The organism is Citrobacter sp. BDA59-3, from assembly GCF_015167655.1.
GTDB classification, from domain to species: domain Bacteria; phylum Pseudomonadota; class Gammaproteobacteria; order Enterobacterales; family Enterobacteriaceae; genus Phytobacter; species Phytobacter diazotrophicus.
This window is the reverse complement of sequence record NZ_CP063427.1, coordinates 182,317-205,709: the sequence shown is the minus strand read 5'-3', so window position 1 is coordinate 205,709 and position 23,393 is coordinate 182,317. Positions and strand designations below refer to the sequence as shown.

Below are 23,393 nucleotides of genomic sequence, written 5' to 3'. Positions count from 1 at the left end.
CGCCAAGGCACCTGTAGACCGAAGGATAAAGCGCAACAACCCCTGGGAATTTATACAGAACTTGTGGTGATTATATCAGCGTGGTGAGGGATGCCAACCGCGAAATCTCCAGATGTGGCAGCAATCGGCTATCAGAAGCCGTCAGCAGGTCTGCCCCTTCAGGTTTGATCCAGCAGGCCTGCATACCACAGCGAATGGCACCGGCGACATCTGTCGTCAGGTCATCGCCGACGTGCAGAATTTCACCCAACGGAATGTTCAGGCGTTCAGCCGCAAGGTGGTACATATCATTAAACGGCTTCGCACGCCCGTCAGGGCCAGCGCGCAGCACAAATTCAAAGTAATCGGCCAGGCCGAATAACGCTGGCTGCGCATTGCCGTTGGTGATCGCCACCAGCGGCCATTTTTCAGCGAGCTTTGCCAGGGTTTCGTGGGTCTCTTGCGGCACATCAACACGGCTGCGCCATTTCGCGAAATGCTGCATTGCCGCTTGCGCCCCTTCTGCCGCTTCATCAACGGTTAACCCGGCATCCAGCATGGCGCGTTCGACCGCACGACGACGCCATTCGGTCACATCGTGGTAGATCTCCGGTTCCGCGAGCAACAACGACTGGCGAATGCGTTTCAAATCCGTATTTTCCAGCGCATTCAGCGAGGGGTGATATTGTTGCACAAACAGCAGGGATTCCTGTTCAGTGCGCAGAATAACCGGGCGGTTATCGTAAAGGGTATCGTCGAGATCAAAAGTGATGGCCGAGATGAGGCCCACAGGCCGGTAAAATCGCATTATTTCCCCCGTTTGGCGCGTGGATGCGCTGCGTCATACACCGAGGCAAGGTGTTGAAAATCAAGATGGGTATAGATTTGTGTGGTGGAAAGGTTAGCATGCCCCAACAGTTCCTGCACGCCGCGCAGATCGCCGCTGGACTCCAGCATATGGGTGGCAAAGGAGTGACGCAGTTTATGCGGGTGCACGTGACTGTTCAGCCCCTGTTTGATTCCCCACTCAGCAAAGCGTTTTTGCACATTGCGCGCGGAAATACGTTTCCCCAATTTCGAGAGAAACAGCGCCTCTTCTTCGCTGCCAAATAACCCGCGTAAATCCAGCCAGTGTTCAATCCAGATGACCGCGTTCCGCCCGACAGGTAAACGGCGCTCTTTGCTGCCTTTCCCCATCACCCAGACTTCACCACTTTCCAAATCAAGGTGTTTGATATCCAGCCCCACCAGTTCGGATAAACGCAGCCCGGCACCGTACATTACCTCCAGCATCGCCCTGTCGCGTACCGCCAGTGGATCGTTAAGATCGATATCCAGCAGACGGTTTACGTCGTCCACGTCAATATTTTTTGGCAAGTGACGCGGCGTTTTCGGAGCGGAAACACCCTTCGCGGGATTGGCCGGAAGCTCGCCCTGACTCACCAGCCAGTCAAAGAAGCTGCGTAAAGCCGAAAGGCGTAGCGCCAGACTTGCGGCTCCCAGTCCTTTGCGGCGACTGCGTACGGCAAAAGCCCGTACCGCGGCGGCGTCACATTGTTGCCAGCGCTGCAGGCCGATTTCCCCGGCAAGCGCAATGATGGCATCAAGCTGACGTTGATAATTGAGAAGCGTGATGGGGCTTAACTGACGCTCCACGCCCAGATAGCGCAGAAAACGCGTGACGGCCAGATGCAGAGGTGAATCGGTCATACGCGCTCGATCCAGCGCTCCAGCAGGTCCGGTAACATTATGGCGATCTCTTCCAGCAGTTGCGTGCCCTGGCCATGCTGATAGTGATGCGGGTCGCGACTACTGAACAGCACCACGCCCAGATCGGCGTCTGGCCCCATCATTGTTACCGCCACAGAACCGATCGCTTTCGCTTCCGGCAAAAGTAAGAGTAACTCCGGTCCGTTCAATGAACCGAGATAGTGCTGCTGTTGACCCAGACGCTGAATACGCAGTGGCTCAAAAGCCTGGCGAGAGAGCGCAAGGTGGGTAAAACCGGACGGCGCGCCAAGACGCCAGCGATCCGGGAACAGGCGGACGGTAGCGCCTGCCAGCCCCAAATCTCTGGCCCACCGCTGGAAGCGATTCAACATTTCCTCAAGGCTTTTGGCCGATGCCAGTTTGCCCTGCAGACGCAGCAGGCGGTAGAACAGACCTTCATTGGCGCTGGCCTGCTCCATCAGCAACGTCATGTTCTCTTCCAGCACGTTGATATGGTTACGTGCCCGCACCATGTGCCACTCGACTAACGAAATCGAACCGCGTACGGGATGAGGAACACGAATAGCTTCAACAGCGTGTGCATTACGGATAAAAAACTCAGGATTACGCAACAGATAATCGACGACAGCGTGGTCATCCAGTTCCATAAACGTTTCCTGCAGTTCTTCCCCTGGTTGCTTCATAGATGAATAAATCCGTCGTAGACATGTGCCGCCGGGCCAGTCATAAACAACGGTTGGCCCGGTCCTTTCCATGCGATATCCAGCCGACCGCCTGGGAGTTCCACACGTACTTCTTCTGCCAGCAAACCTTGCTGGATGCCGACCGCGACTGCCGCGCAAGCGCCGCTTCCGCAGGCCTGCGTTTCGCCCGCGCCGCGTTCATACACGCGCAGTCGGATGTGATCGCGTTTGACCACTTGCATGAAACCAATGTTGGCGCGCTCAGGAAAGCGTTCGTGGCTCTCCATTACCGGCCCCAGCGTTTCAACCGGAGCGGTATCGACATCATCGACCTGGATAACACAGTGCGGATTGCCCATTGAGACAACGCCGCACAATATTGTTTGTTCCGCCGCACGCATAATATAGGTCTTTTCCGCTTTGTTCGCCCGGAACGGAACCTGCGATGGCTCGAAGTTGGGTTCGCCCATGTTCACGCGGACCAGCTCGTCATCCGTTACGGTTAATACCATGCGGCCGTTCGCGGTGCTGACGCGAATGTCACGTTTATTGGTCAACCCTTTTAAGCGCACAAAACGGGCAAAACAACGTGCGCCGTTTCCGCACTGGGAGACTTCGCTGCCGTCAGCATTAAAGATGCGATAGTGGAAATCGAGTTCGGGATCGTAGGGGGGTTCGACCACCAGAAGTTGATCGAACCCCACCCCGAGATGCCTGTCAGCCATACGACGGATCAGATCAGGGGAAAAAAAGACATTCTGCGTTACCGCGTCGACGACCATAAAATCGTTGCCAAGGCCATGCATTTTAGAGAACTGCATCATCTACTCCATATACGCGGATACAGCACGGGAACGTTAGTAATTCACCTGCGTTGGGCCACCATTATCACCACGATCGTTACGATCCGGGGTCGTTGTCTGAATGGCGCTTTCGGTTTTTTTGGTTGGCGGCGGCGCATTTTTGTCAGCCGGCGGGAAATAGAGCGGCCCTTTCAGACCACAGCCCGTCAGGCTAAATAAGGTTAATAATACAGCCAGGGTTCGACACACGTCTTTCATTGTAGGTTGCCTGTTGGTTCATTCTTTCTGCTTTCTATCATCGCAGGAGAAGACACAAAAGCAAGCGTTTAGCACGTCTTTATAAAATCGGAAAAGCCGCCCGTTTACCTGTTCACGACACATCCTCAACGCCAAATATGCTTTGCTAAGCCTTCTCTTCTCAAGGCCAGGATGGCGTGATGAAAATTAACAAGCTCTTTTATCTTCTTTCACTTTCACTGTTGTTACAGCCCGCCCAGGCATGCCGGTTAGATCCGCCTGAGCATAATGCTTATCAGCCGTGGGGCAAAGGCGCGGTTTATATGCAAGCGGGCAAAGAAAATGTCATTGCGTTACCAGAAATTAACTTCAAACGCCTGCGTCGCCTGCCGAACCTGGCGATTGATTATGCGCATCCTGAAGGGTGGAAAGAAGAACCACCGTTAACGGATCTGACTACCGATTATGTCTATCAAGGCGCGCAGTCGACTTATTCCCAGTATGCGTATCACAGTGATGGCCGCTACATCGTGTACGCGGGCAAAGTCATGTATAACCCGCCCGGCACGCCGCCTGTGGACATTCCCTCTTTTCAAGCCTTCGACAGCTTTGCCGCTGATAAAAACAGCCTTTATTACGAAGGCAAACGTACCGGCGATAACAGCACTGAAAGGCCAGTGAATGTGGCTACCCTACGCAACATTGACTTCGACAGCAGATGGCGTCCTGACTGGTTGGGGCTAATTTTGCGCGACGATCGGTATCTCTACGTCAATGGGCATCGCCTTGATGAGCCGGATAGTTTTACCGTGTTGGCGCAAAAATCCTGGGATCAGCGCGGCAAATTTTCTGCGGCATTTAACCCCTGCGTCGCGATGCCTTTCGGTCCCTGGGATACTCTGGCGCGAACACGTACGCGGCTTATCATTAACGGCGAACCGCTTAAAGCCGATCCCGATACCTTTTCGATTGTGCGCTGGATGCCAGGATCGCTGCTGACCTTTCGCGATAAAAACGGCCTGCATCGCTACGTCCTCAACCAGGGCAACCTGGAATGGGACGAAGATACGCACAAACATTGTAATGCCTTCAACCTCCTGGAAAAGCGCGTCCTGTGGCGTAAAGGCCCCGATTGCCAGCAAGCCGAGATCCCAGGCCTTGACCCGGAGCAGTTCCATCCGCTCAGCGATGCCGTAGCGCAGTATCAGGACAAACTGTATGTCATTACCAAAACGGACTCTGATGAAAAGAAGCTGGAAATCGTCACTCTCGACAACCCGAATCTGACCATTGATAAACGTTTTAACGCCGGAAGGAATCATGGCTATCTGCTTACCCGACACGGCTATCAACCAGGCGGATTGCAGGTATTCGAATCAACAGGAACGTTGATTCTGATGGATTACCGCGTTCCTGATGAAAAGGAAGCACACCTGAACGATAACCCCTCTCTCCGAAATTGGTTCGCCCGTGATGACCGCTACGTTTATGTTTTCGATGGCACGCAACTCTGGCGGTACCCGACAAGCGGTACGGGTGACATGGTTCGAGCAGCATTCCGGCTATGGCTATGACGTCCACTACCGCACGGGATATCTGGATGGCAAGCTGATGGATGACGGTGTGTTTGTTCCGACGGGGGTGAAATATTCCACCAGCGCGCAGCCTGCAGGCGCGTCTGCTGATTGGCGTGACGACCCCTCTTTTAAAATAGACGATACCGGGGTGCACTGGCGCAAAGTGCTCTCTTCTCAAGGGCACTGGGGCAAATGGGAAAGACTACCAGGTATCGATCCACGGCAATTTCACCTCATCACCAGGCGTATCGCGCATTATCAAAACCGCGTGTATATCGCTACGTTATCCCCTTTAGGCGAGGACAGCTTAGCAATATTTGAAGTGAGTTCATCCGCGCCCTTTGTCAGTAAGTGGACGCATAACGGAACAGAGGACGAGAAATGAAAGCACAGGCGCGGCTTTGATGCGATTCGCTCCTGCGGCTATACTGCCGCCATCACGTAAAACGGGAAACGACAATGAACGACAGTGAATTTCATCGCCTTGCTGACACCCTGTGGATGACCATTGAAGAGCGTCTGGACGACTGGGACGGCGACAGCGATATCGACTGCGAAATTAACGGCGGCATATTGACCATCACCTTTGAAAACGGCAGCAAAATCATCATCAACCGCCAGGAACCCCTGCATCAGGTGTGGCTGGCGGCCAAACAAGGCGGTTACCATTTCGATCTGAAAGGTGACGAGTGGGTTTGCGACCGTTCAGGCGAAACCTTCTGGGATCTGCTGGAACAGGCGGCGACGCAACAGGCAGGCGAAGAGGTAAGTTTTCGCGGCTAACATCTAGCCCCGGATAAGGCATTGCGCCGCATCCGGGAGTCCCGGGTACGCTGCGCTTACCCGGGCTACGACCGGTTTTTTCCCTCTCCCCCCGGGAGAGGGTCAGGGTGAGGGGAATATACGGCTCAGGTGGTGGGTTCCGTTCACCTTATGTTCATGGCGAAATGGCTCTCCCGAACACGTGAACGGGTAAAAGAGGAACACCGCGTTCCCCTTTACAATCCCCGCGGCCCCGCAAAGAAATCGGTGCTTCGCACTGCGTTCGCCTCCCGCCCCGCTGCCTGCGGTCGGTTTGACTCGAGTTACTCGCCCCAGCCATGGCTAAAAAGGTTGAAGACGTTCACAGTATCTACCCACTAAAACATCAGGAGAAGTACTGCTGTAAAAGCGGTGCGTCGTTATCCTGATTAGCAGACGCAACGGGCGTGATAGCCTGATTGCGGAACGGAATCACCTGCGCCCGACCATCCACATTCACGATTTGGTAGAACTGCGGCAGGTTGAAGTTGATAAAGCTTGAGCCGTAGGTAAAGCGGTCATGCGACGACGAATAGAAGCGGCTAACGTCGCGCACCAGCTCCTCTTTGCTGCCTTCGCAGTGGTGATACACTTCCGCGCGGTTGCTTTCATCCAAAATATAAATATTGAAACCGTCATCGCCGGTCTCTTCGAAGAAGAACTGAATAATCCCTTCGCTGGCAAACCCATCCACCACCTGCGGCAATTTGACGTGGTTCGTTTCGACCTGAACCGACAGCCCGTGCAGTTTGTTATGAGAAATCGCGCCATAAAACTCAATCGCGTTTTCCAGTTTCTGCACCGATACATTCAGGCGCTCGAAGAAAAGCCCCCAGGTCTGTCCGGCGACGCGTAACGCCTTGAAGCGCCCCGTTTCCTGACGGGTACTGGACAGGCGCAGCTCAATGCATTCAGAAACCAGTTGCTGCACGCGGGTACGGATCAAGCCGCGCAGATGCTGGCTATAACAGAACACTTCAACGCTATCCGGCGGCGCGGCATCCTGATGCATTTTGCCCAGAATGGTTTTCAGCGCTTCAATCATCGCCTGCTCGCCGTTGAAATGCAGTGTACGCACTTCATTCCAGGAGTTGCGATAAAGCAGGTCTACGCTGCCAACCAAGCAGTTTTGCTGCTCACCGAAGCTGAACACATCAAGCTTACGGAAATCGAAATGCACGACCTGGTTACGGAATGCCGCAGTCGGGTCATATTCCAGGTTCACGATAATCGCCAGATGGCGAATTTCGCAGGGGCTGTACAACGCTTTTGGCGTTGGCGCAGGCAGACGCAGCGGGAAGTGATGGGACACATTTGCCACCATCTCCTGCAGTTTTGCCAAATCGACAATGCCATTACCTTTAATAAACAGGCGAGTACGCGACGTCAGCAAACCATTGAACCACGCCCACGCCACCAGTTTGTTCAGGTAACGGTTATATTCCAGCGGCTGGTGGCTAACGATAGAGTCCATGTTTGGGGCACGATTGTACAGATACCAACCCGTACGATTCGCACGACCCGGCGGCACATGGATAAAGGTTAAATTAGGCTCGGAGAGATCCGGAGAAATCTGCGGATTCACCAGGGTGACTTTACCCGGCAACGCTTCGAAAGCGGCATATAACTTACGGGTCAACACGCCGATGTCCTGCGGACTGGCGGAGACGCTCAGATTGTTGCGGCGCGCAAAGCGAATCAGGTTACGGTAGCTCTGCATCATAGCATCGAGCAGCTCGTTATGCGCTTCACGCACCTGGTCGATTTTCCAGTTTGCCCGGTTATCGAGCATGGTGAGACGCGCTTCGTCCCACCCCCACTCTTTCACTAGCTGACTGACTACTTCACGCCGCCAGCCCACACAGGCACGCTCACGGCTCAGTTTCTCGCACACTTTTAAATAGAAACATCGACGCACAAGATCAAGACGCGTGAAATCTTCAATCGCGGTCAGATAATGGGTGACGCGCTCCAGCATCATGCAGTAATGATCCAGACCGAACGAAACGATTTCGCCATCATGCAGACGCTGTTTAATGTCTTTCGCCAACAGACGGGTGTTCGGATACTCCCAGGAATAGGCTTCCAGCAGCAGGGTTTTCAGTACTGCTTTATAGGGGGAGTCGATACTTTTATAGAGCTGCCACAGGCTGGCGCCGAAGTACTCTTCGGCGGAAAGGGAGCTCAGGCCGCCGAGGTCCAGCCATTCATTTGGCGTCAGTACGCCCTGTGCATAGAGCGTCATGACGTAATCGTCATAGTGCTCTTCTTCATCGCCCGGCACCATATTCCACAGAATACGCTTACCGGCCAGACGCACAGCGGTACGATAGAATTCATCGAGCAACAAAATATGCTGCGTCGAGCCACAGTCTTCACCACCCAGACTGCCGCTTTCATTATGGCGGAAGCGGTTTTCATCAATTAAGAAGAAGCTGACTTCCACACCCAGCGATGCGGCCCAACTCTCAAGCAGGCTGCATTTACGCTGCAACAATTGGCGCTCTTCGTTATCGAGCCACGACTGGTGGCAAACCCAGATATCCAGGTCAGAAGAGCAGCTTTGTCCTACCGATGAAGTACTGCCCATGGAGTAGACGCCGGTTATCGGCAACTCGCCTTTTGGCGATTCCTGCGGGGGCATTCCACGGTAGAGCTCAAGCTCGTTGAGGTAGTGGCGTTGGGTTTCATCAGGCGTGTAGAGGCAAATGCCTTTTGGAACGCTACCTTCGAGGTAGCCCGGCATCAACGGATGATGGTAGTGCAAAAGCGTGGGCAGCAGACTGTAGACCTGCTGGAAAGCAGGGCCCATGGCCGCTAGCGCGCGATCCACACGCAGTTGATTGATGGCATCCAGCCTCTGCTTCAGAGTCTCAATATAGAGGTACAAGACGTATCGCCTGATGTTTACAGAAAGTCCAAAATCGCCGTCACCTTTTTTCGCCCTTGTCTTTGTGGTGGTACAGACGAAAAAATGGTCTAAAACGTGATCAATTTAACACCTTGCTGATTGACCGTAAAGAAAGATGCGCTACATACCAGTTTAGCACCATTTACAATGTGTAAATTCCCAATTACGGCTGAGGGTGTGTCTCGTTTTGACGAGACCGTGCTCGCCTCACCTATGCAATCACCACGAACACTGACACCCTAAGACAAGAATGTTAGGATGGTCGATGGATGATAATGACGGTAACAAGCATGTTAGACAATGTTCTGAGAATTGCCACACGGCAAAGTCCCCTTGCACTTTGGCAGGCACAATATGTTAAGCAGCGTCTTGAGGCACTCCACCCGGGCCTGACGGTCGAACTGGTGCCTATGGTTACGCGTGGCGATGTCATTCTGGACACCCCTCTGGCGAAAGTCGGTGGTAAAGGTCTGTTTGTGAAGGAACTTGAGCTGGCATTGCTTGAAAACCGCGCCGATATCGCCGTGCACTCTATGAAAGATGTCCCCGTCGAGTTCCCGGAAGGGTTGGGTCTGGTGACGATTTGTGAGCGTGAAGATCCGCGCGACGCCTTTGTCTCTAATCACTACAGCGACATCGACGCGCTGCCTGCGGGGAGTGTAGTTGGCACATCAAGTTTACGCCGACAGTGTCAGTTGGCGGCACGCCGCCCCGATCTGGTGATCCGCTCTTTGCGTGGCAATGTCGGTACCCGTCTGTCGAAACTCGATAGCGGTGATTATGACGCCATCATCCTGGCGGTGGCAGGCCTGAAACGTCTGGGGCTCGAATCGCGAATTCGCGTCGCGCTGCCAGCAGAGCTTTCGCTCCCGGCAGTGGGTCAGGGTGCGGTGGGCATTGAGTGCCGTCTTGCAGACGAACGCACCCGTTTGCTTCTCGCCCCGCTTAACCATCACGAAACCGCCGTGCGGGTTTCCGCAGAGCGTGCCATGAATACCCGTCTCGAAGGCGGCTGCCAGGTACCAATTGGCAGCTATGCTGAATTACATGATGGTGAACTGTGGCTGCGTGCGCTGGTTGGCGCGCCGGACGGTTCGAAAATGGTCCAGGGTGAGCGCCGGGGTCATCCGGACGAAGCCGTCCAGTTAGGTATCTCACTTGCCGAGGAACTGCTGGATAACGGCGCACGTGAAATTCTGGCTGACGTCTACAACGGAGATGCGCCCGCATGAATATCCTTGTCACCCGCCCCTCCCCGGCAGGGGAAATGTTAGTGAGCCGACTGCGCGCACTGGGACAGGTGGCATGGAGCTTTCCGTTGATTGAGTTCACCCCAGGCAGGGAACTCAACACGCTGCCCGAGCGTCTGTCGGCGCTGGGCGAAGACGATATGGTTTTTGCCTTATCACAACATGCCGTGACATTTGCCCACGCGCATTTACAGCAAACCCACGCTCACTGGCCTTTACAGCCACGCTACTTTGCCATTGGTCGCACGACCGCGCTGGCGTTACATACTGCCAGCGGTATTGAGGTTCGCTATCCACTGGACCAGGAAATCAGCGAAGTCCTACTACAATTGCCTGAATTACAAAACATTCAGGGCAAACGTGCGCTAATCTTACGGGGAAACGGCGGACGTGAGTTATTAGGTGAAACGCTGGTGGCTCGCGGCGCTCAGGTTGAGTTTTGCGAATGTTATCAACGCTGTGGGAAGTTGTATGACGGGGCACAAGAGGCCATGCGCTGGCATACGCGCGGCGTCGATACGATAGTGGTCACCAGCGGTGAGATGCTGCAACAGCTTTTTACGCTTATTCCGCTCTGGTATCGCGAAAATTGGTTACTACGCTGTCGGCTGTTGGTCGTCAGCGAGCGTCTGGCGAACCTCGCCCGGGAACTGGGCTGGCAAGATATTCAGGTCGCTGAAAACGCAGACAACGATGCGCTGCTTCGCGCATTACAATAACACTCATAATGGGAAGCCATAATGACGGAACAACAACACTCCTCTGCCGTGGTTGAAGAAACCAAGCAGGCTGATGGCTACACGCCGCCGCCGAAAAACGCCGAGAAGAACAACCGCGCGGGCAAGACAAGTCTTGCACTTAGCGTGATTGCTATTGCAATTGCGCTGGCAGCAGGCGTCGGTCTTTATGGCTGGGTAAAGCAGCAAACTACCGTACTGCGTGCAACGAATGATGAGCTGGCCAACCAGGTCATTGCGATGCAGCAAGCGCAGGACAAACAAAAAGCCGGGCTGGAAGGCGTTATTAAACAGCAGGCCACGCAGCTTGAAGAGGCCAAACGTCAGCAAGACGCGCTTGCCAGGCAGTTAAATGAGGTTCAGCAAAAAGTCGCCACTATTTCCGGCACCGATGCGAAAACCTGGCTGCTGGCGCAGGCTGATTTCCTGGTCAAACTGGCCGGGCGTAAGCTGTGGAGCGATCAGGATGTCACCACCGCCGCGGCGCTGCTGAAAAGCGCAGATGCCAGCCTGGCGGACATGAACGATCCCAGCCTTATCACTGCGCGCCGTGCCATTACTGATGATGTCGCCAGCCTCTCTGCGATTTCTCAGGTGGATTATGATGGCATCATCCTGAAAGTGAACCAACTCTCGAACCAGATTGATAATCTGCGTCTGGCGGATAACAACGACGACGATTCCCCGATGGATTCAGACAGCAGTGAGCTGTCGAGTTCCCTTAGCGAATGGCGCGTGAATCTGCAAAAAAGCTGGCAGAACTTTATGGACAGCTTCATCACGATTCGCCGTCGCGATGAAACCGCAGTGCCATTGCTGGCCCCGAACCAGGACATCTATTTGCGCGAAAATATCCGCTCAAGGCTGTTAGTTGCGGCGCAGGCCGTGCCTCGCCATCAGGAAGAGACCTACAAGCAGGCGCTGGATAATGTCTCTACCTGGATTCGCGCCTACTACGATACGGATGATTCCGCCACCAAAGCGTTTCTTGAGGAAATTGACAAGCTCGAGCAGCAGTCCATCGCCATGGCGGTCCCTGAGTCGCTGAAAAGCCAGCCGATTCTGGAGAAACTGATGCAGACCCGTGTGCGTAATCTTCTGGCGCAGCCTGGCGTTGCCCCGGATCCTAATGCGCCTGCTCAAGCGCCGCAGGGAGAATAATCATGCTGAAAGTATTATTACTCTTTGCGCTGCTGATCGCCGGGATCGTGTTAGGTCCGATGATCGCCGGTCATCAGGGCTATGTGCTAATCCAGACTGACACTTACAACATTGAAACCAGCGTCACTGGCCTGGTCATCATTCTGGTACTGGCGCTGGTAGTGCTTTTTGCCCTCGAATGGCTGTTACGCCGTATTTTCCGTACCGGCGCGCATACGCGTGGCTGGTTCGTTGGCCGTAAACGTCGCCGCGCCCGTAAACAGACGGAACTGGCGCTCATCAAACTGGCAGAAGGCGATTATCAGCAGGTTGAGAAGTTGATGGCGAAAAACGCCGATCATGCGCAACAACCCGTGGTGAACTACTTACTGGCGGCCGAAGCGGCACAGCAACGTGGCGATGAAGTGCGTGCGAATCAGCACCTTGAGCGTGCCGCAGAGCTGTCGGAAAACGATCCGATCCCGGTCGAAATTACCCGTGTTCGTCTGCAACTGGCACGCAATGAAAATCATGCCGCGCGCCATGGCGTTGACCGACTGCTGGAAATTACCCCGCGTCATTCGGAAGTGCTGCGCCTGGCAGAACAGGCTTACATCCGCACCGGCGCATGGAGTTCACTGCTGGACATCATTCCGTCGATGGCAAAAGCGAACGTCGGAGATGAGGCGCATCGCGAAGCACTCCAGCAACAAGCCTGGATTGGACTAATGGATCAGGCGCGTGCCGATTTGGGAAGCGAGGGGCTGCGAAGCTGGTGGAAAAACCAGAGTCGCAAAACCCGTCATCAGATCCCCTTGCAGGTGGCAATGGCTGAACACCTTATCGAATGTGACGATCATGATACTGCCCAGGCGATCCTCCTGGATGGGTTGAAACGACAGTATGACGACCGCCTGGTTCTGGTGATCCCGCGCCTGAAAACCAATAATCCTGAGCAGGTAGAAAAAGTCCTGCGCCAGCAAATCAAAACGCAGGGCGACCGCCCGATGCTCTGGAGTACGCTGGGGCAATCACTGATGAAACACGGCGAGTGGAAAGAGGCCTGCCTGGCGTTTCGTGCCGCACTCAAACAACGCCCGGATGCATTCGATTACGCCTGGCTTGCTGACTGCCTCGATCGGCTGCACCAGCCGGAAGAAGCCGCAGAGATGCGTCGTGATGGTCTGCTGCTCACGTTGCAGAACAACCCCCCTTCCTGATCCTTTGTCGGGGCCGCAAGGCCCCGATTTTTTGCCTGGCTGACATTCCTGAATATCCTGTGCTACAGTTTTCCCGTCTCAATTAACGGAACGTCTCTGCCAATGTAACGATCTTCCCGAGTTAACCCCTTTCAATCGATGCAGCGCTTGCTGCAGGAAATAACTCGTTTTGGGAAATCGTTATCATGAACACCCTATTGTTCGCGCTCGTGCGCGCGCTGCGCACGCACCGCTGGCTGCGGCTGCTGCTCTGCGCATTTGTCTTATCTTCACTGGGTAATGGCCTGACTCAGGTACTGGTCTTCGGTCAGCTCTTACGCTGGCATGCCTCACCTTCAACGCTCACCCTCGCCTACCTGTTGGCAACACTACCGGGCTTTGTGGGTAGCCTGGCGGGAGAAAAGCTCTGTCGACGCTTGTCGCCCCTGTCTCTTTTAATTATCACAGAGCTGTTGGGTATGGTCGCTCTCGCCCTTCCTCTGTTCGGGCTCATGTATCACAGTATTCCCGCTTTGCTGATGGTTCAGTCGGCAGAGGCGTTGCTGGGCGGGATGTCCTGGCCTGCGCTGGCGTTGGTATTCAAGCGCGGCCTTACGCATGATGAATTGCCTGCGGCCACAGGGATGGAGAGCGTTATTTTTGCCTCTCAGGTATTGCTGGGAACGGGGGTGGGCGTGCTGTTGTTCGACCATGTTGCCCCGCTAATATTGCTGAGCATTGATGCACTGAGTTTTCTGGCGTCGGTGGCTCTGCTCATGCTGACACGGGCACATTATCGTGCCCATGACATGAGCAATCGCAATAACGGCAAACCGTTATCGGCTATTGCATGGCCTTCCCTGACAGCCGCACAAAAGCGCAGCCTGCTGATCCTGCCTGCCCTTGCCGCGGTTGGTTCACCAGCCATGGCGCTCTTGCCCGCACTGGCGCAACAGATACACCCGGACGATGCTAGCGGGCTGGCATTACCACTACTGTTCGCCCGTAGCCTGGGGCAGCTTTGTGGTCCGCTGCTGCTGAATGGTGAAAAATTGCCGCACTATGCCCGCCGCAATCGCCTGTTAGTGCTGTGTCTGGCCATTTTCCTTGGGGCATACGGCCTGCTGCCGCTGCTCTCAGACGAGAAGAGCGCGGCACTGGGGCTTATTTTTATCGCCCACCTGGCCTCGAATGTGGTGTTTGCTGTCGGTACGTTTAGTCTGCTTGCCGGGTTTAGCGGAGATGAGATCCCGGCAGCCAGCGCAAAAACGTGGCGCTGGCAAACATTAACCGCCACGCTGATGACCACCATTGCGGCCTGGCTTGCCAGCGAATGGGGCGCCGCGCAGGCGCTCTACAGCGTATCACTGAGCGCATTACTTTTGATGAGTGTGGTGATGGCACGCTACCAGGAATAAGGCATAAAAAAACGCCTGCTCGAAAGCAGGCGTTAAAACAGGTCTGTTTGACAACATAAATGGGTGCTTCACTCAACGTAGTGTCCATGGTGTTTGATGAGGCCGAAGCGACATCTGTCAGTGGACGATAAGCACCGTAAACGGCTCTGCATCATTCCGGAGTTTATGAGGCCAGAAGGCGAACATAAGAGGTGGAATGAGCATCTACACGTATATTATTGCACATAGTGTGCCAGGTTCGCATTAGCAAAACAGCACGCTTAAGTTCTTTTCAGATAACAGGAAAATCGCGCTCTGCGGCGGCAATCGCCTCAATTTAGCTACGGTGCCAGAGGCTTTATTGTCGCCCACAGGAGACAGCCACAATACCAGATAGCCTACTCCTTATAAATCAATAAATTAGATGTCACCAATTGACGACAAAGGTAGGTTGGGTTGTCGCTGATACGCAACACCGTAAAATGAGAGGTTTTTAGAATGCAAAAAACAAAAAACCCCGCTTTATTCAAGCGGGGTTCAAAAGTGGTCGGCGAGAGAGGATTCGAACCTCCGACCCACTGGTCCCAAACCAGTTGCGCTACCAAGCTGCGCTACTCGCCGATGTACTGCTTTTTGAATTTTTGTTCAATCTAAGTTGTGGTGCGAGGGGGGGGACTCGAACCCCCACATCCTAAGGACACTAACACCTGAAGCTAGCGCGTCTACCAATTCCGCCACCTTCGCATTCCACGAAACTTTTACTACTAAATAATGGGGTGGCTAATGGGACTCGAACCCACGACAACTGGAATCACAATCCAGGGCTCTACCAACTGAGCTATAGCCACCACTACAAATCTTTTCACGCGGCCCTGTGATTTCACAGTCCACCGCAGCTCATCAAGCACCGGGTTAAATGGTGCGCCCGACAGGATTCGAACCTGAGACCTCTGCCTCCGGAGGGCAGCGCTCTATCCAGCTGAGCTACGGGCGCTTAGCGCCGTTGCGGGGGTGGATAATACGGACTTCCCCCCCCTCTGTCTAGTGCCTTTTTAAATAAAATGCGCGTTTGGTTATGCTTTGCGCATTTTGCTGATTATTCCCCCACTCGCTGCGTCACAGCGTGGCGGTTTAAACCCAGCACCTTATAAATAACGCTCACTGCTGCCATGAAGATGATACCCACAAACAGTGACATACGGGTGTCGTCATTGAAGGCCATACCAATCAGCACGCACACCAGGAAAGCCATGGTCGCGTAGTTCGCCCACGGGAACAGCACGGAGCGGAACGGATGGCTGGCAATCGCCTGACGATGCGCATGGCGGAAGCGCAGTTGGCTAATCAAAATCACAAACCACGGCACCATACCCGGTAATACGCTGGCGCTGTAAACATAGACAAACACGCGCTGCGGGTTAGGAATGATGTAGTTCAGGCAGGAGCCAATCAGCAGAATGATGATAGAAATGGTCACGCCGGCAACGGGAACGCCGTTTTTCGACACTTTCGCCACACCCGCCGGTAGCTGACGGTTTTTCGCCAGTGCATAGAGCATGCGCCCACAGCTGTACATACCGCTGTTACAGCCAGACAGTGCAGCCGTCAGCACAACAAAGTTAATGATACCTGCCGCTGCGGTAATGCCGATTTTGGCGAAAGTCAGAACAAACGGGCTACCGTTAGTGCCGATCTCATTCCACGGGAAGATAGTCACGATAACGAAAATCGCGCCCACATAAAAAATCAGGATACGCCACAGCACTTTGCTTACCGCGCTGCGCAGCGTCACTTGCGGGTTTTTCGCTTCACCGGCGGTGATACCGATAAGCTCTACGCCCTGGTAAGACGCCACAACGATACACAGCGCCGTCAGGAACCCCTTCCAGCCGCCCGCAAAGAAGCCGCCGTGCTCAGTCAGATTGCTAAAACCAATCGCGTGACCGCCATTACCAAAACCAAAGAAGATAACGCCCAGTCCCACGATAATCATCACGATGATGGTGGTGACTTTGATCATTGCGAACCAGAATTCGATTTCACCGTACAGACGCACCGCCGCCAGGTTCGCGACTGCAACCAGCCCAACGGCAATCAGCGCGGGTATCCACTGTGCCAGGTCCGGGAACCAAAACTGCACATAGACGCCGATGGCCGTAATTTCCGAGATACCAACCGCCATCCACATAAACCAGTAGGACCAGGCGGTAAGATATCCAAAGAAGGGACTCATATAGCGGTGCGCATAAACGGCGAATGAACCGGTAACGGGTTCCAGGAAGAGCATTTCGCCCATTGAGCGCATGATGAAGAAGACAAAAAGCCCGGCGATAATGTACGCCAGTAGCACGGAAGGACCAGCCCATTTCAGGGTGCTTGCGGCCCCCATAAAGAGCCCCACCCCTATCGTGCCGCCCAGGGCAATCAATTCAATGTGACGAGACTCCAGGCCGCGCTGGAGCTCGGGTTTGTTTTCAGCCATATAACCTCTGTCGTGTTTGCAACTTTCCCGCTGTGCGGGTTGTTTTTATGAGAATAACGTGCGTCAAAGCCATCCCGGAGGCGATAACCGCGCAAAATATACTGGGATGATGCATTGAGTGAGCGAATGGTTTCTTAAAATGATGAAAATGGCAAATGATGTGTAAAAAAAATCTGGGTATCGCACAATAAAAAAGCGAATGCCCCATATCAACGGGGCATGGCAGGAGAAAATTACAGATTGCCGCGGTAATGCCAGGACAAGTAACGCAGCAGACGTAGCTGTCGGGTGACGCGGCTCGGCTGCGAAAGCAGGCGATACAGCCACTCAAGCCCCAGTCGTTGCCAGATGCCCGGCGCTCGTTTTACATAACCGGTAAAGACGTCGTAGGTGCCGCCGACGCCCATATAGAGGGCGTGAGCGTAAACTTCGCGGCAGTCACGCATCAGTATCTCCTGGCGCGGTGAGCCCATCGCGACGGTCACGATTTTCGCCCCGCTCGCACGAATCCGCTCAAACAGCGCCTGCCTGTCTTCGGCACGGAAATAACCGTCCTGGCTGCCAACGATATTGACCTGCCACTGTTTACGCAGCTTATCTTCCGTTTGCTCCAGCACTTCTGGCTTTCCGCCCAACAAAAATACCGGCGTCCCTTCGCGCCCCGCTCTTTCCATCAGCGCTTCCCAGAGATCGGCCCCCGCAACACGCTCAACGCGTGCCTGCGGAAATTTCTTCCGGATCGATCGCACCACGCTAATACCATCGGCATATTTGAATTCAGCCGCCTCAATCAGCGACCTCACCTGCGGGTTGTCCTCAATAGTGAGCATTTTCTCAGCGTTGATGGCGACCAGGGTTCCTTCCTTAAGTGCGCCACCGGCATATAAATAGTCCAGTGCATGTTGCATATCACGCCAGCCAATCAATTTCAGGCCACGTAGCTCATACACCGGAGCCACTGTGTTGTCAGTCATTCGTATCCTTAGTCAGACCCGCGACAAAGAGGTGCCGCGCTTGTTAATCAACCCGGCACTATCAAACAGCCAGTACAACAGTTTCGCCGTCAGCAGGCAGGCGCCAAAGATGACGAGGAAAAAGACCACTCGAGAAGCAAATGCGTCCAGCCCTTCACGCGCCAGCACGATCATGTTGAAGATGGCACCAAAACAGAAACTGTGCAAAATGGCGGCCTTGTAGCGGTTGGTCTCCCGATTGCCAAGGGTATACAACCAGTCAAACCACTTGATAATCAGCCCAACCACTACCGCACCCAGCGGAATAAACCAGACACCGCCCATTACCACCAGTGAGCCAATCAGGGTGGGGGAAATCGCCAGGCCCGAGTGGTTATTCAACACTTCCCACGTAAAATAGTTCGCCGAATTCAACACAATGCCAGGACGTGAAGGCCACAGCCAGGTGGGAATAAAGACATAGAAATCACGAACGATCGGAGCTAATCCCTGGAAATTGATCTTGTCGTAATTTTGCAGCAACAACGACAGATTTTCCCAGGGCGAGAAGGTATCGCGGGTGAGATACAAGAAGGTATAAAACGCCTCATCACCGCTGACATTGAGCCCGTAGCGTTTAAGCGCCAGCCAGAACATGCCGACAATGCCCATCCCCCCTGCCGCTGCCAGCATCCACAGCGAAATCCAGCCACGGATAATCCCGATAAACAAGAAGATAGCGAAAGCGATGATGATGTTAGCGCGCGTCCCGCCGACAATCATGTAGGTCAGCAGGCCAAACGCCACGGTACTGACCAGGAAGAACAGCCACGCCCGCCCATCCTGACGCAGAAAATAGACCACCAGCATAGCGGGGATAAAGAAATAGAAGAACCGCTTGAGCGCGACACCAGAGACTTCACTGGAAAAAATCTGGCTATAGGAATGCAGACGGAACAGCAAAAAGCCGTTATGCATGAAAAAGATTCCCACACTCACCAGCGCAAGAATCATCAGCATCGCGCAGGTTAAATGCGTCTCCACCCGATTGACGGTAAACAGAGGACGGCGTTCATCCACACGGGATGACGCACGTAACCGTGTTTTATACGTCACATAGTACACACCATAAAAACAGGCCGCAGCCAGCAAGGACTGTAGCATAACGCCAGGCGGTGCCACGCCAACATCGAAGCGAAACACCAGGATGCTGGTCAATGGAAAACCGAAGAAAAACGTTAGCAAAAACAGCAATGAAAAAAAGACATTGAAATTAAAGCGCACGCGGCGGAACTCAAACCACGTCAATGTAGCGATAAACAGCGTCGCCAGCAGCCAGATGATCAGTAACCCACTGAATTCAAGCGGACTCATCACGCCTCCCCTGCGGCAATGCACAGTGCCTGATGCCAGGGTGCAATAAAGTTCGGACTAAAGAAGGTGATGGTATCTTTGTCGACCGCCAGCAACTGACGTTGCGCTTCACGAATGATCGCTTCATTAAGCAGATCATCGGTAAACAGCACTGGAACGCCCTCTTCCACCATATCCCGCCAGAACGGGTTCTTGCGGTTGAGCACACAAGGCACACCCGCCTGAATCAACAGACATAGCGTGCCGATACCTTGCTGGCGCGCGAAGATGAAATAACCCAGGTCGCACTGGCTTAATAGTGTCAGGTAATCATCAAACGCCATCTTCTCGTTCAGGATACGCAAATTGTCCGGGCTAAACAGTGCCAGCCCGGCCTGACGAACCTGCTCAATGTAGACTTCGTTATTTGCCGGGTAGCCCATGGGCACAATGATATTTACCGTATCACCAAACTGCCGATGAATCGCTTTTAAGGCGGCGATATGTTCATTGCTCGGATCGCCGGAATTCCCCACCAATAGCGTCAGCTTGCCCTCGCGCTGCATTTCATAGCCCAGCGTGTTGAGTGCCGGGTCCATACGCGTTGGGAAGTACAACAACTCACCGCGTACATCCGGGTGCCGGTCTGCAAACCAGGCCAGATCGCCACGGGTCGCGAAGATAGTGCCGACCCTTGCTTGCGCCAGACGCCGCAACGGGTAAAACAGGCGGAATTTCAGGCTACGGGAGACCTCATACAGATCGGCCCCCCAGGCATGCCAGTGAAATTGCGAGCGCTTAATCGCCCCGCGTAGCAGTGCCAGCCAGATACCAGTATTGAATTGACCGTGAAAAAAGAAACGTTGCTGCCTGTCGGCCTGCGCTTTGGCAATAACGGCCTTCGCCAGCGCCTGCTTACTGCCATAAAAATGCAAATGCAGGTTCGGGTAAGCGTCACTCATGCCGTCGTCCTTTCCGGCGAGCATAAATTCACGGGCATGGATGCCCGTTGCCGCGAGATGTTCATTAAAGAAACGCAGCACGGTGTGATTATGATGAGGGATATCCGATCCCAGTACGTGTATGAGTGCCGTCATGCCCGTCTACGCCAGAGTAAAAACACGCCACAACAGAGGGCGAAATAAATTATGTAGGTTGCCATATAGGCCTGCGCCGCTCCTGCTGCACCGTGGGTCGGGATCAGGAGACGGGAAAAAAGCGTCAGCAATGCAAACTGGCTCACTTCCGCCAGAATATAAAAGCGCAGCGAGGCTTTCGCGATAACCAGATAACCAAAAACGTAAGCGCCCACTTTCAATACGTCCCCAACCAGTTGCCAGGCAAACAGGTCACGCATCGCCGTAAATTTGTCAGAAAACAGTAGCCAGATAGCCACGTCGCGCAGCAACCAGACACAGAAACTCACGGCCGCCACTGCAGGCAACACAAAGCGCAGCGATTTCACGATCTCGCGGGTGATGTCCTGTTTTGTGGCGAGCCTCGAGAGAGTAGGAAGTAGATACACGCTAAACGAGGCGGTAATAAATTGTAGATAAGCATCGGAGATACTGCTTACCCCTTGCCAGATTCCCACGTCGTCCCAGCTATAATGGGCAGCCAGCAAATTTCGCATCATCACATAGGCCAGCGGGATCGTGACAGCCGTGATAAGTGCCATCAGAGTGAATTTGCTGAGTTGCCCGGCCAGCCCGTTATCCCAGCGTGGGCGAAAATAGCTTAATGGAACGTGACTGCGGCGCACCAGCAACAGCATCGCCGGGAAGACCACCAGCGCAGGCACCAACGCCATACCAAGTAATGCTCCCTGATACTCACCCAGCTTATAGCAAAGATACCAGGCGGCCACCCCCACCACGCTTCCGATAATCAGTGACAGCGCGTTACCCGCCGCATCGCGAAAGCCTTTCATCACCGCCAGCTGCAGGTTCGCCCAGGCAATTCCCATTTGCACCAGCGCCACCAGCCGCACCAGCCCCTGGTAATCAGCATGACCAAACAAGCCGCGACTGATCGGCGCCGCCGCCAGTAAAAAGATCAGCGCCAGCAGCATTGAGAAGCCCAGCACCATGGCAGAAGACGTGCCGACGACCTCACGTAGTCGCGTGGGGTCATCATGGTGTTGGGAGACAAATTTCGTCACGCCATTAAAGATACCTGCGCCTGCAAGCACGCCGAGCACAATGATCAACTGGCGAAAATTACCCGCCTGCCCAACCCCGGAGGGGCCATAGGCCAGCGCCAGCAGTTTAACCACCAGTAGCCCGGCGCCAATCTTGACGAGAGTACTTGCCGCCGTCCAGACAGAAGCTTTTGCCAGCGACATGTTAGCGGAAATAGCTCAGTAACGTGTTAATCACGGTACGCTGGTTAACAGGGGCGAGATTGTAGAACAGAGGCAGACGAAGCAAACGCTCACTTTCCTGCGTCGTATAACGATCCTCACCGTGGAACTCACCAAATTTCGCCCCGGCAGGTGATGCGTGCAGCGGAATATAATGGAACACAGAGAGAATCTCGGCCTCTTTGAGGAAGGCGATGAGCTTGCTGCGATCTTCTTCGTCACGCAATTTGATATAAAACATATGGGCGTTATGCCCGCACTCTTCGGGAATCGACGGCAGCGTAATACGCCCGGCGCGTGCCAGCGGCGACAAGGCATCGAAATAGGTTTGCCACAGGGACAAACGCTGCTGATTGATACGATCTGCTGCTTCAAGCTGCGCCCATAGATAGGCCGCCTGCAAATCCGCCATCAGATAGCTCGAGCCAATATCGCGCCAGGTGTATTTATCCACCTGCCCACGGAAGAACTGACTGCGGTTGGTCCCTTTTTCGCGGATGACTTCCGCGCGTTCAACCAGCGCGCGATCGTTAATCAGCGTCGCGCCGCCTTCACCGCCCGCGGTGTAGTTTTTGGTTTCATGGAAACTAAAGCAGCCAATGTGCCCGATAGTACCCAACGCCCGACCTTTATAGGTGGACATCACACCCTGCGCGGCATCTTCCACTACAAACAGATCATGCCGTTTGGCAATCGCCATAATGGTGTCCATTTCACAGGCCACACCGGCATAGTGAACCGGCACAATGGCGCGGGTATTTTCCGTGATGGCCTCTTCAATGCGGGTTTCGTCGATATTCAGCGTATCCGGGCGGATATCCACAAAGACGATTTTCGCGCCACGCAGTACAAAAGCGTTAGCGGTAGAAACAAAGGTGTAGCTTGGCATGATCACTTCATCGCCAGGCTGAATATCCAGCAGCAACGCCGCCATCTCCAGCGATGCCGTACAGGAGGGGGTCAGTAGCACTTTCGGGCTCTGGAAACGCTGTTCCATCCACTGCTGGCAGCGCCGGGTAAAACCACCGTCACCGCAAAGTTTGCCGCTGCCCATCGCCGACTGCATGTAGTCGAGTTCCGTTCCCACCACAGGAGGTGCATTAAAAGGGATCATAGAGTCACCTGTATAACCAGTAGGCGGTGCTTTCCATTATCGCACCGCTGCGAGTGTAGCGTCTGATAGCCGCAAGATTGCCCATCTGCGTCGCCACACGGATTGTCTTAAGTTGCCGCTGTTGCGCCCAATAACAGGCCGCCTGCATCAATTTTTCCCCCGCGCCACGCCCGCCCAGTAAACCGATCCTGGCTTCCTGTTCATTGAGTTGACGCAGGGAGACAAAAGCCTCGATATCGCCATTTGCTCCGCGAAACAGCAGACATTCATGGTCAAATACGCCTTTCACCGCGTTTTCAATCCACTGCGCGTAAAAACGCCCACTGGCCTCCTCAGGGTACCAGGGCGCGCGAAAGCGGCTCTGACTGAACATATTTTCCGCCATCTGGCGTAACGGTGCGATATCACCGGCTCCCGCCGTCTGCGCCTGCGGATTAACAGCCTGTAGCGGAACCGATAATGCGAAATCCGCTTCGCCTTCGACCAGACGAAAGCCAAAATGTTGCAGGGCATCAAGCTGTTGTGTATTAGATGCGGAAATTTTCGCCTGTAGGCGCGGCCAGCCGTCGAACGCAGAAACATCAAGCGCTGGCGCATCCTCCTGCAAACGCACGATGGCGCTGCGCAGACCAAAGAATTCACTCTCCCATGCCAGTTCGTCAATGTTGCCGTGTAATGTCATGG

General features: G+C 54.2%; 19 protein-coding genes, 4 tRNA genes and 1 pseudogene. 7 read left to right on the top strand and 17 right to left on the bottom strand.

Annotated features, from left to right (window positions below; all coding sequences use genetic code 11):
• Positions 1–70 precede the first annotated feature (70 nt).
• The 5 genes from yigB to IP582_RS00965 are packed head-to-tail and all read right to left on the bottom strand — an operon-like array spanning position 71 to position 3,454.
• Positions 71–787 (bottom strand): 5-amino-6-(5-phospho-D-ribitylamino)uracil phosphatase YigB, encoded by a 717-nt coding sequence (gene yigB, locus IP582_RS00985; protein ID WP_039077034.1) that lies wholly within the window; start codon positions 785–787, stop codon positions 71–73.
• A complete protein-coding gene (gene xerC, locus IP582_RS00980; RefSeq protein WP_039077033.1) occupies positions 787–1,689 on the bottom strand; it encodes a tyrosine recombinase XerC in 903 nt (300 codons plus the stop codon). Before xerC ends, yigB begins: the two co-directional genes overlap by 1 nt.
• Positions 1,686–2,393, bottom strand: coding sequence for a DUF484 domain-containing protein (locus IP582_RS00975; protein ID WP_039077032.1), 708 nt, complete (start codon positions 2,391–2,393; stop codon positions 1,686–1,688). The genes xerC and IP582_RS00975 overlap by 4 nt, the downstream gene beginning before the upstream one ends.
• Positions 2,390–3,214, bottom strand: coding sequence for a diaminopimelate epimerase (gene dapF, locus IP582_RS00970; protein WP_039077031.1), 825 nt, complete (start codon positions 3,212–3,214; stop codon positions 2,390–2,392). Before dapF ends, IP582_RS00975 begins: the two co-directional genes overlap by 4 nt.
• 36 nt (positions 3,215–3,250) lie before the next feature.
• Positions 3,251–3,454, bottom strand: a complete 204-nt coding sequence (locus IP582_RS00965; protein ID WP_039077030.1) for a lipoprotein — start codon at positions 3,452–3,454, stop codon at positions 3,251–3,253.
• 179 nt (positions 3,455–3,633) lie between these two features.
• Between IP582_RS00965 and IP582_RS00960 the strand changes: the two are divergent.
• A pseudogene (locus IP582_RS00960) lies at positions 3,634–5,383 on the top strand (hypothetical protein); the annotation flags it as partial.
• Positions 5,384–5,469: 86 nt separating this feature from the next.
• Positions 5,470–5,793: an iron donor protein CyaY gene (gene cyaY / locus IP582_RS00955; protein WP_039077029.1), complete on the top strand. Its 324-nt coding sequence runs from the start codon at positions 5,470–5,472 to the stop codon at positions 5,791–5,793.
• A gap of 364 nt (positions 5,794–6,157) precedes the next feature.
• Here the strand turns inward: cyaY and cyaA are convergent, their stop codons facing one another.
• Complete coding sequence (gene cyaA / locus IP582_RS00950; protein WP_039077028.1) at positions 6,158–8,701, bottom strand: class I adenylate cyclase; 2,544 nt, start codon at positions 8,699–8,701, stop codon at positions 6,158–6,160.
• Positions 8,702–9,012: 311 nt separating this feature from the next.
• Here cyaA and hemC point away from each other — a divergent pair, with 311 nt between their 5' ends.
• The 5 genes from hemC (at position 9,013) to IP582_RS00925 (ending at position 14,466) form a co-directional block, all read left to right on the top strand.
• Positions 9,013–9,954 carry a hydroxymethylbilane synthase gene (gene hemC, locus IP582_RS00945; protein ID WP_108702383.1) on the top strand — a complete coding sequence of 314 codons (942 nt, stop codon included), beginning with the start codon at positions 9,013–9,015 and terminating at the stop codon, positions 9,952–9,954.
• Positions 9,951–10,691, top strand: coding sequence for a uroporphyrinogen-III synthase (gene hemD / locus IP582_RS00940; protein ID WP_110296400.1), 741 nt, complete (start codon positions 9,951–9,953; stop codon positions 10,689–10,691). Before hemC ends, hemD begins: the two co-directional genes overlap by 4 nt.
• A 21-nt stretch (positions 10,692–10,712) precedes the next feature.
• Complete coding sequence (gene hemX, locus IP582_RS00935) at positions 10,713–11,870, top strand: uroporphyrinogen-III C-methyltransferase (protein WP_193794837.1); 1,158 nt, start codon at positions 10,713–10,715, stop codon at positions 11,868–11,870.
• A gap of 2 nt (positions 11,871–11,872) precedes the next feature.
• On the top strand, positions 11,873–13,069 hold the full coding sequence (hemY, locus tag IP582_RS00930) for a protoheme IX biogenesis protein HemY (protein WP_193794836.1): 1,197 nt from the start codon (positions 11,873–11,875) through the stop codon (positions 13,067–13,069).
• A 185-nt stretch (positions 13,070–13,254) separates the two neighbouring features.
• Entirely contained in the window at positions 13,255–14,466 is a 1,212-nt protein-coding gene (locus IP582_RS00925; protein WP_193794835.1) for an MFS transporter, read from the top strand.
• 523 nt (positions 14,467–14,989) lie between these two features.
• On the opposite strand, the gene IP582_RS00920 is transcribed toward IP582_RS00925, so the two are convergent.
• The 11 genes from IP582_RS00920 to rffC all read right to left on the bottom strand — a co-directional run bounded on the left by IP582_RS00920 (position 14,990) and on the right by rffC (position 23,391).
• Positions 14,990–15,066 (bottom strand) — tRNA-Pro (locus IP582_RS00920).
• Between the two features lie 37 nt (positions 15,067–15,103).
• Positions 15,104–15,189 (bottom strand) — tRNA-Leu (locus IP582_RS00915).
• A 28-nt stretch (positions 15,190–15,217) separates the two neighbouring features.
• Positions 15,218–15,293 (bottom strand) — tRNA-His (locus IP582_RS00910).
• A gap of 69 nt (positions 15,294–15,362) precedes the next feature.
• Positions 15,363–15,439 (bottom strand) — tRNA-Arg (locus tag IP582_RS00905).
• Positions 15,440–15,541: 102 nt separating this feature from the next.
• Positions 15,542–16,927, bottom strand: a complete 1,386-nt coding sequence (locus IP582_RS00900; RefSeq protein ID WP_039077022.1) for an amino acid permease — start codon at positions 16,925–16,927, stop codon at positions 15,542–15,544.
• A gap of 233 nt (positions 16,928–17,160) precedes the next feature.
• Positions 17,161–17,901, bottom strand: coding sequence for a lipopolysaccharide N-acetylmannosaminouronosyltransferase (gene wecG, locus IP582_RS00895; protein WP_039077021.1), 741 nt, complete (start codon positions 17,899–17,901; stop codon positions 17,161–17,163).
• Positions 17,902–17,913: 12 nt separating this feature from the next.
• On the bottom strand, positions 17,914–19,254 hold the full coding sequence (gene wzyE / locus IP582_RS00890) for an ECA oligosaccharide polymerase (RefSeq protein WP_193794834.1): 1,341 nt from the start codon (positions 19,252–19,254) through the stop codon (positions 17,914–17,916).
• Entirely contained in the window at positions 19,254–20,330 is a 1,077-nt protein-coding gene (locus IP582_RS00885; protein WP_039077019.1) for a TDP-N-acetylfucosamine:lipid II N-acetylfucosaminyltransferase, read from the bottom strand. The genes wzyE and IP582_RS00885 overlap by 1 nt, the downstream gene beginning before the upstream one ends.
• The gene (gene wzxE, locus IP582_RS00880) at positions 20,327–21,577 is read right to left on the bottom strand and encodes a lipid III flippase WzxE (RefSeq protein ID WP_193794833.1); all 1,251 of its coding nucleotides are present in this window, start codon (positions 21,575–21,577) and stop codon (positions 20,327–20,329) included. The genes IP582_RS00885 and wzxE overlap by 4 nt, the downstream gene beginning before the upstream one ends.
• 1 nt (position 21,578) lies before the next feature.
• On the bottom strand, positions 21,579–22,709 hold the full coding sequence (gene rffA, locus IP582_RS00875) for a dTDP-4-amino-4,6-dideoxygalactose transaminase (RefSeq protein ID WP_193794832.1): 1,131 nt from the start codon (positions 22,707–22,709) through the stop codon (positions 21,579–21,581).
• A 4-nt stretch (positions 22,710–22,713) separates the two neighbouring features.
• Positions 22,714–23,391 carry a dTDP-4-amino-4,6-dideoxy-D-galactose acyltransferase gene (gene rffC / locus IP582_RS00870; RefSeq protein ID WP_193794831.1) on the bottom strand — a complete coding sequence of 226 codons (678 nt, stop codon included), beginning with the start codon at positions 23,389–23,391 and terminating at the stop codon, positions 22,714–22,716.
• Positions 23,392–23,393 lie beyond the last annotated feature (2 nt).

Coding starts and splice junctions, on each gene's coding strand:
- yigB (WP_039077034.1), bottom strand. CDS start 787: ATGCGATTTTACCGGCCTGTGGGCCTCATCTCGGCCATCACTTTTGAT.
- xerC (WP_039077033.1), bottom strand. CDS start 1,689: ATGACCGATTCACCTCTGCATCTGGCCGTCACGCGTTTTCTGCGCTAT.
- IP582_RS00975 (WP_039077032.1), bottom strand. CDS start 2,393: ATGAAGCAACCAGGGGAAGAACTGCAGGAAACGTTTATGGAACTGGAT.
- dapF (WP_039077031.1), bottom strand. CDS start 3,214: ATGCAGTTCTCTAAAATGCATGGCCTTGGCAACGATTTTATGGTCGTC.
- IP582_RS00965 (WP_039077030.1), bottom strand. CDS start 3,454: ATGAAAGACGTGTGTCGAACCCTGGCTGTATTATTAACCTTATTTAGC.
- cyaY (WP_039077029.1), top strand. CDS start 5,470: ATGAACGACAGTGAATTTCATCGCCTTGCTGACACCCTGTGGATGACC.
- hemC (WP_108702383.1), top strand. CDS start 9,013: ATGTTAGACAATGTTCTGAGAATTGCCACACGGCAAAGTCCCCTTGCA.
- hemD (WP_110296400.1), top strand. CDS start 9,951: ATGAATATCCTTGTCACCCGCCCCTCCCCGGCAGGGGAAATGTTAGTG.
- hemX (WP_193794837.1), top strand. CDS start 10,713: ATGACGGAACAACAACACTCCTCTGCCGTGGTTGAAGAAACCAAGCAG.
- hemY (WP_193794836.1), top strand. CDS start 11,873: ATGCTGAAAGTATTATTACTCTTTGCGCTGCTGATCGCCGGGATCGTG.
- IP582_RS00925 (WP_193794835.1), top strand. CDS start 13,255: ATGAACACCCTATTGTTCGCGCTCGTGCGCGCGCTGCGCACGCACCGC.
- IP582_RS00900 (WP_039077022.1), bottom strand. CDS start 16,927: ATGGCTGAAAACAAACCCGAGCTCCAGCGCGGCCTGGAGTCTCGTCAC.
- wecG (WP_039077021.1), bottom strand. CDS start 17,901: ATGACTGACAACACAGTGGCTCCGGTGTATGAGCTACGTGGCCTGAAA.
- wzyE (WP_193794834.1), bottom strand. CDS start 19,254: ATGAGTCCGCTTGAATTCAGTGGGTTACTGATCATCTGGCTGCTGGCG.
- IP582_RS00885 (WP_039077019.1), bottom strand. CDS start 20,330: ATGACGGCACTCATACACGTACTGGGATCGGATATCCCTCATCATAAT.
- wzxE (WP_193794833.1), bottom strand. CDS start 21,577: ATGTCGCTGGCAAAAGCTTCTGTCTGGACGGCGGCAAGTACTCTCGTC.
- rffA (WP_193794832.1), bottom strand. CDS start 22,709: ATGATCCCTTTTAATGCACCTCCTGTGGTGGGAACGGAACTCGACTAC.
- rffC (WP_193794831.1), bottom strand. CDS start 23,391: ATGACATTACACGGCAACATTGACGAACTGGCATGGGAGAGTGAATTC.